Origin of the sequence: Flavobacterium panici (genome assembly GCF_903819335.1) — a bacterium.
In the GTDB taxonomy this organism is placed as follows: Bacteria; Bacteroidota; Bacteroidia; order Flavobacteriales; family Flavobacteriaceae; genus Flavobacterium; species Flavobacterium panici.
The window spans coordinates 17,412-34,007 of record NZ_CAIJDE010000028.1 but is presented as its reverse complement, the minus strand read 5'-3'; the positions used below and the strand labels follow the sequence as shown (position 1 = coordinate 34,007).

General features: G+C 33.5%; 13 protein-coding genes. 1 reads left to right on the top strand and 12 read right to left on the bottom strand.

The genetic code is table 11. The features are described 5' to 3' along the window. Window positions 1-2: 2 nt before the first annotated feature. The 9 genes from FLAPXU55_RS02810 to gltB form a co-directional block, all read right to left on the bottom strand. Window positions 3-365 (bottom strand): hypothetical protein, encoded by a 363-nt coding sequence (locus FLAPXU55_RS02810; RefSeq protein ID WP_180856469.1) that lies wholly within the window; start codon window positions 363-365, stop codon window positions 3-5. A 92-nt stretch (window positions 366-457) separates the two neighbouring features. After that, window positions 458-850: a helix-turn-helix domain-containing protein gene (locus FLAPXU55_RS02805; RefSeq protein ID WP_180856468.1), complete on the bottom strand. Its 393-nt coding sequence runs from the start codon at window positions 848-850 to the stop codon at window positions 458-460. Window positions 851-933: 83 nt separating this feature from the next. Beyond that, the gene (locus tag FLAPXU55_RS02800) at window positions 934-1,161 is read right to left on the bottom strand and encodes a hypothetical protein (RefSeq protein ID WP_053471076.1); all 228 of its coding nucleotides are present in this window, start codon (window positions 1,159-1,161) and stop codon (window positions 934-936) included. A 78-nt stretch (window positions 1,162-1,239) separates the two neighbouring features. Further along, window positions 1,240-1,776 (bottom strand): hypothetical protein, encoded by a 537-nt coding sequence (locus FLAPXU55_RS02795; RefSeq protein WP_180856467.1) that lies wholly within the window; start codon window positions 1,774-1,776, stop codon window positions 1,240-1,242. 245 nt (window positions 1,777-2,021) lie between these two features. Next, window positions 2,022-2,336, bottom strand: a complete 315-nt coding sequence (locus FLAPXU55_RS02790) for a GIY-YIG nuclease family protein (RefSeq protein ID WP_180856466.1) — start codon at window positions 2,334-2,336, stop codon at window positions 2,022-2,024. Window positions 2,337-2,566: 230 nt separating this feature from the next. Beyond that, complete coding sequence (locus tag FLAPXU55_RS02785) at window positions 2,567-3,784, bottom strand: T9SS type A sorting domain-containing protein (RefSeq protein ID WP_180856465.1); 1,218 nt, start codon at window positions 3,782-3,784, stop codon at window positions 2,567-2,569. Window positions 3,785-4,025: 241 nt separating this feature from the next. Further along, complete coding sequence (lysA, locus tag FLAPXU55_RS02780; RefSeq protein WP_053471072.1) at window positions 4,026-5,249, bottom strand: diaminopimelate decarboxylase; 1,224 nt, start codon at window positions 5,247-5,249, stop codon at window positions 4,026-4,028. A gap of 543 nt (window positions 5,250-5,792) precedes the next feature. Continuing rightward, a complete protein-coding gene (locus FLAPXU55_RS02775) occupies window positions 5,793-7,247 on the bottom strand; it encodes a glutamate synthase subunit beta (RefSeq protein WP_180856464.1) in 1,455 nt (484 codons plus the stop codon). A 132-nt stretch (window positions 7,248-7,379) separates the two neighbouring features. Further along, a complete protein-coding gene (gene gltB / locus FLAPXU55_RS02770) occupies window positions 7,380-11,897 on the bottom strand; it encodes a glutamate synthase large subunit (RefSeq protein WP_180856463.1) in 4,518 nt (1,505 codons plus the stop codon). A gap of 415 nt (window positions 11,898-12,312) precedes the next feature. Between gltB and sucC the strand changes: the two genes are divergently transcribed. Beyond that, complete coding sequence (sucC, locus tag FLAPXU55_RS02765) at window positions 12,313-13,506, top strand: ADP-forming succinate--CoA ligase subunit beta (protein ID WP_053471068.1); 1,194 nt, start codon at window positions 12,313-12,315, stop codon at window positions 13,504-13,506. 379 nt (window positions 13,507-13,885) lie between these two features. Here sucC and FLAPXU55_RS02760 read toward each other — a convergent pair whose 3' ends face one another. The 3 genes from FLAPXU55_RS02760 to FLAPXU55_RS02750 all read right to left on the bottom strand — a co-directional run bounded on the left by FLAPXU55_RS02760 (window position 13,886) and on the right by FLAPXU55_RS02750 (window position 16,592). After that, entirely contained in the window at window positions 13,886-14,350 is a 465-nt protein-coding gene (locus FLAPXU55_RS02760; RefSeq protein WP_180856462.1) for a DUF1456 family protein, read from the bottom strand. 209 nt (window positions 14,351-14,559) lie between these two features. Further along, window positions 14,560-15,579, bottom strand: a complete 1,020-nt coding sequence (locus FLAPXU55_RS02755; protein WP_180856461.1) for an aminotransferase class I/II-fold pyridoxal phosphate-dependent enzyme — start codon at window positions 15,577-15,579, stop codon at window positions 14,560-14,562. A 2-nt stretch (window positions 15,580-15,581) separates the two neighbouring features. Further along, window positions 15,582-16,592 (bottom strand): dipeptide epimerase, encoded by a 1,011-nt coding sequence (locus FLAPXU55_RS02750; RefSeq protein ID WP_180856460.1) that lies wholly within the window; start codon window positions 16,590-16,592, stop codon window positions 15,582-15,584. Window positions 16,593-16,596: the final 4 nt, after the last annotated feature.

The window sequence follows — 16,596 nt, the reverse complement described above, 5'->3', positions numbered from 1 at the left end:
TTTTATCCTCTTCTAATTTTCACTTGATAAACAATTTCCCAAAAAATAATTGAAAACACAGCATTAGCAAATATTGCCGTTTTAACCTGATACGGATCGTAATTTAAAAGCAAATGTAAATTTGTAAACTTCAAGGCCAGAAATAAAGCCAAAGCAGCAATCCCAACAGCGAAAAGTATATTTAATAAAGGTTTCCATTTTAAAGCTAAAAACGCATATATAAGATTAAGAACGGCAAACCCGCAACCTAAAGTTAAATAAGGATCTGTTTTCAATTTTTCGCCCAGCAATAACAAAGGGGAAGTTGCTGTAAGATATAAAAAGAAGAGAATTGAATAAAGTAGGATTCGTATTTGTGGTTTCATTTTGTTTGTTTTTGATAGTTTGTTTTTCGTTTACAAAAAAAGCACAAAATCATAAGATAGTTGTGCTTTTGTAGAATTTTATTGTTGAGGAATTATTTTCCTTTTAGTAATTTTTCTAAATATTCGTTTTTGTCTTTTTCAGCCTGAACTAAACGTTCGTAAAGTTCAACAACTTTATCAAGAGGATTGAAATTACAAATATTATTATGACCAAAATTGCTATTTGAAACTGATTCATTAAAAGTATTAAAATAGTTAAATACATTTTCTTCCGAAAAACTTTCAATCGCTTCTACTGTAACGCCAAGTGCTTTTGCAATATTTGCAAGTCTTTCTTCATCTACAGTTTCACTGTTTTCAATAATGGATATTGCCTGTTGGTTTGAACCAATTGCCTGTGCAAGTGCTTCCTGCTTCATACCTTTAAGTTCTCTGATTCGGCTAATGTTTCTGCCAATGTGTTTTGGTTTTGTCGCTGTGCTCATAATTCAAAGGTATTTAATTTTTTCTTTATTTGAATGAAATGAAAATATGTTTTTTCTGATATTTGAATTTACATTTTGATGATTTAATTCTTTTTTTCATTGAAAACTTTTAGTTTTTCAATAATAATTTTAATCTGTTTTTCACTTAAATCAAAATCTTGTATTCCCCATAATTCTTTTTCAACTTTATAATAATCATTGGTTTCATTAAATTTCCATAAAGCAAAAGCTAAAATTTCATTTTGGAATTGTGATGAATTGAATGTTTCGTCGTTTACTTTTTTCGTTTTTAAGAAGTCAAATATTCCCATAAGTTTTTATAATTCAAAATGATTATTTAAAAGTTAAAATTATACTCTTGTTTTTTTCCTCTGGTTAGCAAGAGTAATTTATTTCCAAAAATTTTTTATTGTATTAAATTGTTCTTCATTATCACCTCCATTTTCATATTTATATAAGTTATCCCAATAAATTATTCCTCCAATTTTAATGAATACTTTGTAATATCCTTTTGCAAGAGTACTGATATTCACGCTAAAATTCTTTGAAGATTGTTTGTTAAGAGAAAAATTTGAATGCGAGATAATTGATTGTTCGCTATATAAATTTGTATTCAAAATGTTGTTGAAGTTTACATCTTGATAAATTTTTTCCGGATTTGCTGATACCAACCATACATCTGTAACATTTTCTTGTGCTAAAATGTAAACTGATTCACTTGCGGGATTAGGATAAATTAAAAACTTGTTATTTGTTAAAACATTCGGGTTCCCGAATTGTAACTGTAACTCTGAATCGTCAGAGGTTTCTCTAAGATTAATTCCTGTGATTAAATTTATAGAAGTTTTGTCAGTTTGAGTATTAGTTTCATCATTGTTACAGCTTATTGCCAAAATAGAGATAAGAATAAAAAGTTTTTTCTTCATAATTGATTCATTTCAAGATTATACAAAGAACATACTTTTACTTTTTATAATCAACAAACATAATTATGTTTTTGGGTGATAATAAAAACTATTGAATTTCTATTTTAAGCATTAATTATTGACAAGATTGCGTAGAAATTTGTTAAAGGTTAACCACAAAGTATTATGTCATTTCGACGAAGGAGAAATCTTCGCAAGTAACTCTACAAAGCATGGAAATCCTATGCAGAGATTTACTTATAAAATCATGTAAATAAATAATTCAAAAAATCGAGATTTGGATTAATAGTTTTTATCAAATCAATTTTCTTTTCCCTGCGCCAGTCTTTTACTTCTTTTTCACGAGCAATTGCTTCTTGAATCCAAGTGAATTTTTCGTAATATAATAAGAATGTAACATTGTATTTTGATGCAAAGGTTTTGTTTCCCTTTGTACTATTATCTGTATGTTGACTTAAACGAATTCTCAAATTATTTGTAATTCCAGTGTAGAAAACGGTTTTTGATTTGTTTGTTATTATGTAGAGGTAATAAGTATGATAACCGTCTTGTAAATGCATTTTTTTTTGCTAAAGATAAAAATAATTTTAAGAATTTTCTTTCTTTATGTTTTATCTGCTTTGTAGAGTTACTTGCGGAGATTTCTCCTTCGTCGAAATGACAAACTTGGCGGTTACTTTGTGTAGGCTTCGACTTCGCTCAGCCTGACAGGCGTTTACAAATCTAAAACCTGCAATAAAAAAATCCCGCCTTAATTAAGGAGCGGGATTTAATTTCATATTTGGATTTCTTAGTTTATAAGAACCTTTCTACTTATAACATTTTGGCTGTGAGTTATTTTTACAAGATAAACTCCAGTATTTTTAAAATTTACAGTTTTATTATCCAAAAGGATATTGTTTTCTTTCGAGATTAGTTTTCCCGAAATGTCATAAATAGAATAAGAAACCGGTTCTGAAATAGTAGTATTAAAAACTATTGTTTTGTTATCTGTATTTCTGATAATTAAGTTTTTATTGTAGTCGAATTTTTCTGTTGATAAAACACTTGCATCGTATTTATAAATTGACTGTACACCAATAGCGTAGCCAATATTATCGATAAAACTAAAATCTGCAATAAAATCGCTTGGGAGGGTATAAGAAACTTCTTTTGTTACAGCATTATATATTTTACCTTCGGTATAACCAAAGAATAAATCATTTGAAAAGGATGCTGCCGGATTAAAGCGAAGGAAGTTATTGGGTACTTTCTGCCAAACGTCATCTGTTTTTACAAAAGTAGTTCCGTCATATTCATCTGTACCAAAAATATTATATAAATAGTCTCCGACAGCTACACCTCTGTAATCAATTTTAGTGAACTTATATGCTTTTGGAGTAATCGCCGTCGCTGGCATTGTAAATACCTGAGTCCAGTTTATTCCGTAATTTGCTGTTTCATAAATGAATTTATCATTTACAATAGCGTATCCTTTACCTGTAGCACGGTCAATGCTATAATTGCCAAATACTAACAGATTATTGCTATTGTCAAAAAATTGCTCTAATGACCATGTTGCTCCTCCATCTGTAGTAACCAATATACCTTTTGAAGTTGTTAATATACCATTGTTTTGGTCTTTGAAGAAAAGCTTTTTTAAAGAACCATTTTGGGTGAAGTTTATGGTTATTTTTGACCATACACCGCCATTGTTTACGGTTTTGTAGAGATCAGAACCCTGAATTGCCCATCCGAGGTTTTCGTTAATAAAAAAAAGACTTGTTAATTGAAATTTTACATTGTTCTTTTTAAAGATTTCAGTCCATGTAGTCCCTCCGTTAGCAGTGTAATAAAGAGAAGCTTTTGCATCATTGCTAAAACCGCCTACAAAGCCTTTTTCTGAAGTTACGAAAAACACTTCGCTTGTTGAAAAATTATCCTGAAAAGTGTATTTAGGTTTCCAGGTATTTTGTGCCAAAACTGCATTTGCAATAAGAAATAAATAGAATAAGTAGATTTGTTTCATAGAATTTATTTAAGTTTTATTTTACAAAATTGTCGTTTCAAAAATAATATTTTTCTTGTAAAATTAAAATTATGTTTTCTATAAATAGAAGATTTTTAGATTCTTATGTGATTACCTTTCTGAAACCTCATTTTTGAGAATATTAAAAAACAGTATGGAATAATTAATAAAAATATGTAATAAAAAAAATCCCGCCTCAAATAAGAAACGGGACTTCGGTGATATTCTCTTTTTTTTTATTTTAAACTGTTGCAGCAACTTCTTGCGGTAACGGAATTTGATTTTTAAGTAAATCTTCGAAAGTTTCGTGTGCACGAATCAAGATTCCTTGTCCGTTCATCCAAAGAACTTCGGCTGGTTTGTATCTTGAATTGTAGTTGGATGACATTGAGAAACAATATGCTCCGGCGTTTCTGAAAGCAAGAATATCACCTTCGGTAATTTCAGAGATTCTGCGGTTATTGGCAAAAGTATCAGTTTCGCAAATGTATCCTACAACAGAGTAAAAACGTTCTTTTCCTTTTGGATTTGAGATGTTTTCGATATAATGCTGCGATCCATAAAACATTGGACGGATTAAGTGGTTGAAACCACTATCGATTCCGGCGAAAACTGTTGAAGTTGTTTGTTTTACTACGTTTACTTTTGCTAAGAAGAAACCTGCTTCGCTCACCAGGAATTTTCCTGGTTCGAAAATCAAGGTTAAATCTCTGCCATATTCTGCACAGAAAGAATTAAATCTTTTTGATAATTTTTTACCTAATTCTTCGATGTCGGTTTCGATATCGTCTTTTTTGTAAGGCACTTTGAATCCGCTTCCAAAATCTAAGAATTGTAAATCTTTGAAGTGTTTTGCAGTATCGAATAAAATTTCGGCTGCATACAAGAATACTTCAATATCTAAAATATCGGATCCTGTGTGCATGTGAATTCCAACAATGCTCATTTTTGTATTTTCAACAATTCGCAATATATGCGGAATTTGGTGAACAGAAATCCCGAATTTACTATCGATATGTCCAACAGAAATATTAGCATTTCCGCCCGCCATTACGTGTGGATTAATACGAATACATACCGGAATATGAGGATGTTTTGTTCCGAATTGCTCTAAAATAGATAAATTGTCGATATTGATTTGTACACCCATTGCGGCAACTTCTTCGATTTCTTCAAGAGAAACTCCGTTTGGTGTAAAGAAAATTCTTTCGGGTTCATAGCCAGCATGAAGTCCTAACTGAACTTCCTGAATTGATACAGTATCTAAGCCAGACCCCATGTTCTTTAATAACTGAAGAATCGCAACGTTTGACAATGCCTTCATGGCGTAATTAACTCTTAAGTTTTCTACCTTAGAGAAAGCTTTAGTTAACCTATTGTACTGAGATTGGATTTTTTCGGCATCATAAACATATAATGGACTTCCAAATTGGTCTGCTAACTGCAGTAAATCTTTTGCTTGCATTTTTTAAATCATTTTGAGCAAAGTTATTACACTTTTAACTAACTGCAAATTATTTGTAGAAAAATAACAAATTGTAACAAATTGTTTGTTTTTAAACAAAAAGTTGCTTGTTTTCAAATTTTGTAACGTTGTAGGAGGTTCAAAGGGGCAGAGATACAAAGATACAAAGGTTTTTTGCCACGAATTACACTAATTTTTAATTTCTTGCCGATTTCAATTTCAAACATAGCCCGTGGTTTCAACCACGGGAAACGTTAAAGATTGGACGTAATCAGATATTGCGTTCCCGTGGTTGAAACCACGGGCTATGTTTCGAGTATTTTGCGAAAAATCTACAATTAAAAATTTGTGAGAATTCGTGTAATTCATGGGCAAACAAAAAATCCTTTTAATCTGTGCAATCTGTGGCTAAAAAACAAAACCCCTGAATATAAATTCAAGGGTTTGTTAGTAGTTATGTTGTTTATTGGAATAAAAGTAAATAAAATTCTAAGAGAAAAACTCAGTATCTTAGAACCTTAGCATCTTAGAGTCTATAAAAAATTATAAACTAGGTAAATCTCCTCTTCCTTTAGTAGGCAGGTTGGTAGAGCCCATTAAGAACAAATCTACCTCTCTTGCTGCTTCGCGACCTTCTGAAATAGCCCACACGATTAATGATTGTCCTCTTCTCATATCACCCGCAGTGAAAATGTGAGGAACGTTTGTTTGATAATTATGCGCTTTGTAATTGCTTCTAAAATCAGTTTCGATTCCTAACTGCTCGCTTAATGTTTTCTCAGGACCAGTAAATCCAAGAGCTAATAAAGCTAAATCGCAAGGCCAGATTTTCTCAGAACCTTCTTTTTCGATTAATTCTGGACGTTGACCCGGAGTCATTTTCCATTGTACTTCAACAGTTTTTAATCCAGTTAATTCACCTTTATCATTAGAAATGAATTCTTTAGTATTGATTAACCAGTTTCTGTCACAACCTTCTTCGTGAGAAGATGAAGTTTTTAACTGCAACGGCCAGAAAGGCCAAGGAGTTGATTCGCTTCTTCCAACTGGAGGTTTTGGTAAAATCTCAAAGTTAGTTACCGATTTTGCTCCGTGTCTGTTTGAAGTTCCAATACAGTCAGAACCTGTATCTCCACCACCAATAACGATTACATCTTTACCAGTTGCTTTAATTTGGTCCGGAATTGATTCTCCGTATAAAACTTTTGTTTGTTGTGTAAGGAAATCCATTGCCTGAACAACACCTTTGCTTTCGATTCCTTTAGTTGGCAAACTTCTTCTTTCTGTTGCTCCTCCGCATAAAACGATAGAATCGAAAGTGTTTAATTCTGCTACGCTAAAGTTTACACCAACGTTTACATCAGTTTTAAAAGTGATTCCTTCAGCTTCAAGGATTGCTACACGTCTGTCGATAATTCCTTTTTCTAATTTGAAATTTGGAATTCCGTAACGTAATAAACCTCCAATTGCGTTGTCTCTTTCAAAAACTGTAACTGTGTGACCAGCTCTGTTTAATTGCTGCGCTGCTGCAAGTCCCGCAGGTCCTGAACCAATAACAGCAACTGTTTTACCAGTTCTTGTTTTTGGAGCCTGAGGTTTAATCCAGCCTTCTGCAAAACCAATTTCAACAATGTTTTTCTCGATGTTTTCGATTGATACAGGATCTTTAATGATTCCTAATACACATGCTTTTTCGCATGGAGCAGGGCATAAGCGTCCTGTGAATTCCGGAAAGTTATTAGTTGATTGTAAAATCTCTAATGCGCTCTGCCATTCTTCCTGATGTACCATGTCGTTGAAGTCGGGAATTAAATTTCCTAACGGACAACCACTGTGGCAAAAAGGAATACCACAATCCATACATCTTGAACCTTGTTCTTTTACTTTATCTTTTGCTAACGGAATAGTAAATTCGTTGTAGTTTGAAACACGTTCTGCTACTGCTAAATTACTTTCGTCGGCTCTGTTATATTCTTTAAATCCGCCTATTTTACCCATGACATTTTAATTAAATGTAAATGTTTAAAAATTCCAATTCTTAAAATTCCAAATTCCAATTTCATCCTTCGACTTCGCTCAGGAAGACATTGTAAATAAATCTAAAATCTAAAATCTGAATTCTAAAATCATTTATCCCGCTATTAATTCTTCTATTTTTTTCTCTTCTGCAATTCTTTGTAATGCTTTTTTGTAATCAGTTGGCATTACTTTTACAAAGTGCTTTTGTTGATTTTCCCAGTCTGCTAAAATTCTTTTTGCTAATGGACTGCTTGTGTACAATGAATGATTTTTGATCAATCGTCTTAGTTTAGTAAGATCTTCTTCTTCCATAGGATCGAATGCAACCATTTCCATGTTACAAACTGTTGAGTCGAATTTCTTATTTGGATCGTAAACATAAGCTACACCACCGCTCATTCCAGCTGCAAAGTTTCTTCCTGTTTTTCCTAAAACTACTACTGTACCACCGGTCATGTACTCGCAACCGTGATCTCCAATTCCTTCAACAACTGCTGTTGCTCCAGAATTTCTAACACAGAAACGCTCTCCGGCCATTCCATTAATATAAGCCTCTCCGGTAATAGCTCCGTAAAGGGCAACGTTCCCGATAATGATATTTTCTTCAGGTTTGAAAGTTGCAGTAGGAGGTACTTTTACAATTAGTTTTCCTCCAGAAAGACCTTTTCCTAAGTAATCATTACAGTTTCCGTGAATTTTAAACGACAATCCGTTTGTTGCAAAAGCACCAAAACTTTGTCCGGCAGAACCTTCAAAATCAACTAAAATAGTGTCATCAGGTAATCCTTGTGCGCCATAAATTTTTGAGATTTCGTTACTCAAAATCGCACCTACAGAACGGTCTGTATTTTTAATTTTAAATGTTACTCTTGTTTTCTCTTTTCTGTAAATAGACGGAATTGCTTCTTTGATAATGTCAAAATCTAATACGTTTTCAAGTTGGTGATCTTGTTGTGTTGTATTGTGATTTGGCTGTGTTTTCGCTTTTTCCGGTTTGTATAGAATTGGTGATAAATCTAAACCATTTGCTTTGTAATGTTTGATCGCTTTGTTCACATTTAACTTTTGTGACTGACCAACCATTTCTTTTAAAGTTCTGAAACCTAACTGTGCCATGATTTCTCTTAACTCCTCAGCAATAAAATACATAAAGTTGATTACGTGCTCTGGAGTTCCTTTGAAATTTTTTCTCAATTCAGGATCCTGAGTTGCAATACCAACAGGGCAAGTATTTAAGTGACAAGCTCTCATCATGATACATCCAGAAGCCACAAGCGGAGCGGTTGCAAAACCAAATTCCTCAGCTCCTAATAAAGCTGCGATAGCAACGTCACGACCTGTTTTTAACTGTCCGTCACACTCTAAAACTACACGGCTTCTTAAATCGTTTAAGATCAAAGTCTGCTGAGCTTCAGCTAAACCAAGTTCCCACGGAATACCTGTGTGTTGTAATGATGTTAATGGTGCAGCTCCCGTTCCTCCGTCGTAACCAGAAATTAAGATAACGTCAGCTTTAGCTTTGGCAACACCGGCAGCGATGGTTCCAACTCCAACTTCAGAAACTAATTTTACGTTTACACGTGCTTCACGGTTTGCATTTTTCAAATCGTAAATCAACTGAGATAAATCCTCAATTGAATAAATATCGTGGTGAGGAGGAGGTGAAATCAAACCTACATAAGGTGTAGAGTTTCTAGTTTCAGCAATCCACGGCACCACTTTTTCTCCAGGTAATTGTCCACCTTCACCAGGTTTCGCACCTTGAGCCATTTTAATCTGGATTTCTTTAGCGTTTGTCAAATAGTTGATCGAAACACCAAAACGTCCCGAAGCAACTTGTTTGATTGCACTGTTTCTGGAATCTCCATTAATTTCTTTCTGGAAACGTTTTGGATCTTCTCCACCTTCTCCAGAATTACTTTTTCCGCCAATTCTATTCATTGCAATCGCTAAATTCTCGTGCGCTTCCTGGCTGATAGAACCGTAAGACATTGCACCCGTTTTGAATTTTTTTACAATTTCTGTCCAAGGTTCTACTTCGTCAATAGAAATTGGATCTAAATTGTTGAATTCAAATAAACCTCTAATAGTCATTAAGTTTGAGCTTTGCTCGTTAACGGCATTTGAGTATTCTTTATAACTTTCAGGGCTGTTTAAACGAACCGCTTGTTGTAATTTAGAAATAGTAGTTGGGTTAAACATGTGTTTTTCACCACCGCGTCTCCATCTGTAAATACCTCCAATTTCAAGAGAAAGCAAACTTGCCACTTTTGAATTAGGGAAAGCTTTTTGGAAACGTTTTTTAACTTCTTTTTCCACTTCCATTAAACCAATTCCTTCGATTCTTGATGGCGTGTAAGGGAAGTATTTAGAAGTAAATGTTTTGTTTAAACCTAAAATCTCGAAAATCTGAGCAGCTCTGTATGAATGTAATGTAGAGATACCAATTTTGTTCATGATTTTAACGATACCTTTTGCAATCGCTTTGTTGTAGTTTACAACAGCATAATCAGCTTTTACTCCGGTAATGAAACCTTGAGCTACCTGATCGTGAATAATTTCGTTTACCATGTAAGGATTGATGGCACTTGCACCGTATCCAAACAATAATGCAAAATGATGCGGTTCACGAGGTTCTGCAGATTCGATGATGATTCCGAATTTAGAACGAACCTGTAAAATGTTCAAAGAGTGATGAATGTAAGAACAAGCCAATAACATAGGAATTGGTGCTAATTCTTCACTTACGCCTCTATCAGAAAGAATAATAACATTACATCCTTCATTTACAGCTTTGAAAGTTGCCTGAACACATTTTTCAAGCGCACGCTCTAAACCGTTAACTCCTTTTTCTATTTTATATAAAGTAGAAATTGTAGCCGATTTGAAATCCACGTGATCAATGTTTCTAATTTTATCTAAATCCTCATTAGAAATAACTGGATTTTGGATTTTTAGTTTTTTACATTGTTTAGATTCAATTTCAAAAATATTGAAATCTCCTCCAACAGCTAAACTAATATCAGTAATGATTTCTTCACGAATACCATCCAAAGGCGGATTAGTAACCTGAGCAAATAATTGTTTGAAATAGTTGTACAACAATTGAGGCTGCTCTGACAATACTGCTAAAGGCGTATCGTTACCCATAGAACTGATTGCTTCAGCTCCTTGTCCTCCCATTGGGTTGATGATTGTTTTTAAATCTTCAATTGTATAACCAAATAAACGCTGTCTTGTCTGGAAATCTAATTTCTCAACCGGAGTTGGGTTATTCGTATAAGGAACTTTTGCTAAAGGCAATAAGTTAGCATCCAGCCATTCCTGGTACGGACGTTTTGTAACGATTGCTTTTTTAACTTCTTCGTCTTCAATAATACGGCCTTCGTTCATATCAACCAAGAACATTTTTCCTGGCTCTAAACGACCGTGCTGAATTACATCTTCCGGATCGATATCTAGTACACCAATTTCTGATGACATGATTACGAAACCACTATGTGTTAATGTATAACGAGAAGGACGCAATCCGTTTCTGTCTAATAAAGCACCAATTACGTTTCCATCTGTAAACGGAATAGAAGCTGGACCATCCCAAGGCTCCATAATACAAGCGTTAAACTCGTAGAATGCTCTCTTTTCAGGAGACATTGTTTGGTGTTTTTCCCAAGCTTCAGGAACAACCATCATCATTGCTTCTGGCAATGAACGACCTGTCATTAATAAAAGTTCTACAACCATATCCATAGAAGCAGAATCTGATTTTCCTTCTAAGATAATTGGGAATAATTTTTTGATATCATCGCCAAAAACTTTGCTCTGCATAAGCTCTTCACGAGCACGCATACGGCTTACGTTTCCACGAAGTGTGTTGATCTCACCATTATGACACATGTATCTAAACGGTTGAGCTAAATCCCAAGATGGGAATGTATTTGTAGAGAAACGCTGGTGTACAAGCGCTAAACGCGTCACTAAGTCAGGATCTTTCAAATCTATATAATAACGGCTGATGTCTTCCGGCATCAATAGACCTTTATATATTATAGTAGTTGTCGATAAACTAGTAAAATAAAACATGTGACTTTCAGAAGTTTTTGAACCTCTTACGGCATGTTCAGCAATTTTTCTAGCTGCAAAAAGTTTTGCATTAAATTCTTGTTCAGTTAAATCCTGTCCGTTTTTAGAAACGAAAACTTGTTTAATTGTTGGTTCTTTTTCTGCGGCGATCTGCCCTAAATTTTCAACGTCAACAGGTACATCTCTCCAACCTAAGATCTTTAAGTTTTGATCTTTAATAGTTGCTTCAAATGCATTGATACAAAAAGATACCTGGTTTTTGCTTTTTGGTAAAAAAACCATTCCTACTGCATACTCACGCGTTTCCGGGATTTCAAAGTCACAAACCTTCTTAAAAAAATCATGAGGAATATCAAATAAGATTCCCGCCCCGTCTCCAGTTCTTCCATCAGAACTAACGGCACCACGATGTTCCAATTTAATTAAGATGTCTAATGCTTTGTGAATAATATCATTTGATTTAATACCATTCAAATTACAAATAAATCCTGCACCACAATTGTCGTGTTCAAATTCAGGCAGATAAAGCCCTTGTTCTTTAACTTTCATTCTTGATATTTTTTCTACAAAAATAAAGATTTCGTTAAACATAATGTAGTGAAATTATACTTTCGCTTACATTTTTGTTGTAATATTAGAAAAAGGCTTCTTAATTGATAATAATATTATATTAACCATTGCGAAATGATAAAATGATAATCCAGATTAAAATATATTAAGAAAAATCGTCTCAAGGCTAATAAATACGGTGAAGTTTTTGTTAAATATCAAACGTTTTAGTGATTTTGAGTTAATATTAACAAATCGTTTCGTTAACTATTTCTTTGCATTGAAAAAGAATAAACGTTTAATACCTATAAGAGTCATTTTTTAATAGAAAAAGATTTTACTATTAAGTTGTATTTTGTTACTTTTGTCCGACTTTTATTCTGAACTAAATTCAGAACCAGACAAATTCTATATTATGAACATACACGAATATCAAGGAAAAGAAATTTTAGCAAGTTACGGAGTACGCACTCAACGCGGAATTGTGGCTAACAATGCGGTTGAAGCTGTAGCTGCTGCAAAACAATTAACTGCCGAAACTGGTACAGGATGGCACGTAATAAAAGCACAAATTCACGCAGGTGGTCGTGGAAAAGGTGGTGGAGTTAAGCTGGCAAAAAACTTACAGCAAGTTGAAGAGTTAGCAGAACAAATCATCGGAATGCAATTGATCACACCTCAGACTCCGCCTGAAGGTAAAAAAGTAAACAAAATTTTAGTTGCTGAAGATGTTTACTATCCTGGTGAAAGTGAAACTTCTGAGTTTTATGTTTCTGTTTTATTGAATAGAGGTACAGGACGCAACATGATCATGTATTCTACTGAAGGTGGAATGGATATCGAAGAAGTTGCTGAGCACACTCCTCACTTAATCTTTACTGAAGAAATCGATCCTTCTGTTGGATTACAAGGTTTTCAAGCAAGAAGAATTGCCTTTAACTTAGGTCTTTCTGGAAATGCTTTTAAAGAAATGGTGAAATTCATCGATGCATTATACAACGCTTACATTGGTTCTGATGCTTCTATGTTTGAAATCAACCCAGTTTTAAAAACATCTGATAACAAAATCTTAGCTGTTGATGCTAAAGTGAATATCGACGATAACGCTTTATATAGACAAGCTAAATATGCTGAAATGAGAGATATCCGTGAGGAGAATCCAATCGAAGTTGAAGCTAAAGAAGTAGGTTTGAACTATGTAGATCTTGACGGTACTGTAGGATGTATGGTAAACGGAGCTGGTCTTGCAATGGCAACTATGGATTTAATTAAATATGCTGGTTTTGAGCCTGCTAACTTCCTTGACGTAGGAGGAACTGCTGATGCAAAACGTGTTGAAACTGCTTTCAGAATTATCTTGAAAGATCCAAACGTAAAAGCTATTTTAATTAATATCTTTGGAGGAATCGTTCGTTGTGACCGTGTTGCTCAAGGTGTTGTTGATGCTTACAAAAACATGGGTGATGCTATTAAAGTGCCAATCATTGTTCGTTTACAAGGAACAAATGCTGAAATTGCAAAAGAATTAATTGACAATTCTGGTATGCCAATCTTATCAGCTGTTCAATTCCAAGAAGCTGCTGATCAAGTTAAAGCTGCTCTTTCTTAATTAAATAAGAAATCAAATTATATAGAAAATCCCTTCGACATTCGGAGGGATTTTTTTTTGAAATTATATCAAAAACATTCCTTTTGAGAATATTTTTTAAGACAAAGTATATCGTAGAGACGCACAGCAGTGCGTCTCTACGATCAATGATGTGTAATAAAAGATCCCTTAGATATTCGGAGTTTTTTTTTGTAATTATATCAAAAACATTTCTTTTGAGAATATTTTTTAAGACAAAGTATATCGTAGAGACGCACAGCAGTGCGTCTACGCAAAGTATTTTTCATTATGGTGCGTCTCTACAATAAAATGATATGTAATAAAAAAATCCCTTCGAATATTGAAGGGATTTTATGAAATAATGATATCTCAATATTGATTATTTCTTATTCTTACCGTTTTTGTAAACCACTTTTTCTACAACAGATGATTTTCCATTTCCTTTTGGGAATGATTTCTTTTTAGGTTTTCCAGCTGATGAACCAGACTTAGATGAACTTTGATCACCTCTGTATTTTTCAGAATCTTTTGGAGCAGCTTTAAACTCAGGTCTTTCTTTAGAAGTTTCTTTCTTCGGAATCTCTGCTTTATGTTTTGCTAAAACATCTGTTGGGTTTTTAGGATTTTCTTTCGTTCCTCTTAAATGAATAACCAATCCGTTTAAGAAGTTTCTTAAAACCTGATCGCCGCATTCCATATAATTAGGATGATCTTCGGCTCTAAAAAAAGCACCCAATTCTGATTTTGAAATTCTAAAATCTACTAATTCTAAAATCTCAACTATTTGGTCATCACGGAGCATCAAAGCCACGCGAAGTTTTTTAAGTATATCGTTATTTGTCATCGTTTATTTTTTGCAAAGGTACGGTTTAAAAACAATTCGGACTATTTATTTTTTCTGCCACGAATTCACGAATTTTCTTGCCACAGATTAAAAAGATTTTAATGATTTTTTAAGCAATTTTATAAATCCTGATAATCTTTTTAATCTGTGGCAAAAACATAAAAATTAATTCGTGCAAATTAGTGCAATTCGTGGCAACCTTAATAGTGCTAAGAATTTAAAACCGCAGCAAGTTTATCTAAATCTTCTTTTAGATGATTTGCTGTAATTACAATTCGATTTAGTGGTTCAGCATCTTTGGTATATTTAAAACTCGCAATAATAATCTTTTCGTTTTTTAATTTTTCAACTAATTCTTTTGATAAAAGATAAATCAAAGGGTAATTTTTATCAAACTTAATATTGTTGTTTTTGATTAAAATTGAATCTAAATATTTTAAATTATCCAGCAGTTTGATGTGCTGCCAAGTATAAATTTCTGCAGCATCAGAAAGAGTTTGTACAAAAGCAGGGTTCATCCCAGCTGCACTTGTAAAAGTCTCCATTTCTTTTATTTCATTTATAAATCCAAAATCGCCGGCAATAACCCCTCCAGTTAAACCGAAAGCTTTTCCTAAAGACGAAACCATGATTTTTCTTTTAACTGGATATTGAATTGAGGAATATATTCCAGAACCATTTTTGCCTAAAATCCCAAAAGAATGCGATTCATCTAAAATTAAAGTAACTTCTTTATGATTTGGAATTTGTTTTAAAAAGGATAAATCAGCAGGCTTAGTTTCAAAAGTAGGAACACCGTCAGTAAGAATCGTTATTTTCTCCCGTTTTGAATCTAATAAAAGATCATTTAATTTGTCATTAACAAATAAAGGAAGACTATTTTCAATGCTGATTGCATTGTGCGTATCATTAAAACGAAAAAAACAATCTGTCTGCTTTTTCATTAAATCTATAACCAATTTTCCCGCCAGCATTCCTGAAGAAACCGTAACAGTACTATCTGAACCTATATGAGAAGCCAGAAACTTTTCTCCTTCATCGTACGCTTTTAATTTGATATTGGCTGTTCTGGAACTTCCGTAAGTAGTTCCCCAATTAAGAATGTTCTTAATTACCAAATCCTGAAAACTTTTGTTTGTTGGCAATCCTAAATAAGCGGTTCCGCCAAAATACAAATACTGTTCTTGGTCAATTTCAATTATTCGGTCGGGAAATTTTTCTACTATCATTTTTATAGAAGTGTAACTCCAGTTCCGTTAAGTTCAGAATAACTCACAGCGCCATTTTTTATGGTTACTCCAGTTGCAATATCTTGTGCTAAAAGTAACGCGCCATCCATATCAACATAATCAAGCTGAGGTAATAAATGAGCAATCGCAGAAATTCCAACTGTTGATTCCGTCATGCAGCCCACCATTGTTTTTAGTCCTAATTTTTTAGCTTCTTCAATCATTCTTTTGCCGGGAGTTAATCCACCGCATTTTACCAATTTTACATTTACTCCGTGAAAATGATTGTGGCATTTGGCAACATCTTCTTCAATAATACAGCTTTCATCGGCAATAATTGGAAGAACAGAATGTTTAAAAACTTCTTTGTGGGCTTCCCAATTATCTGCTTTCATAGGTTGTTCGAGAAATTCAACACCTAGTTTTTTTAATTCAATGGCATTGTTAATGGTTTCCTCAACGCCCCAGCCGCAATTGGCATCGATTCTAAAAATAGCATTGGTATGTTTTCTAAGTTCTTTTACGATTTCAATATCTTCTTTGGTACCTAATTTAATTTTATAAATAGGCCAGGGAAGTTCCTGTATTTTTGAAACCATTTTTTCAATAGAAGCAATTCCGATTGTATAATCCGTAAGCGGATTTCTTTCGGTTGTATAATTCCATAATTCGTATAACTTTTTGCCTTTTTTACGGGCGTACAAATCATTATAAGCCAAATCTAAAGCGCAAAGTGCAAACATATCCTCTTTTAAATACGGATGAATTTTTGCCCAAAATGCTTCTGGAGTTTCATTATCAGTATTTTCAATAATGCTTCTGATTTTTTCTAAATCCTGCATCATCATTGGAACTGTTGTTTTGTAATACGGATTTGAAGTTGCTTCTCCAAAACCAGAAAAACCATCACTCTGCAATTCAACAATCAGCGAAGGCTGAAAATCAATAGATTCTCTTGAAATCGTGAAAGTATGTTTTAGTTTTAGGTTATATTCTCTTAAAATTAGTTTCATGATT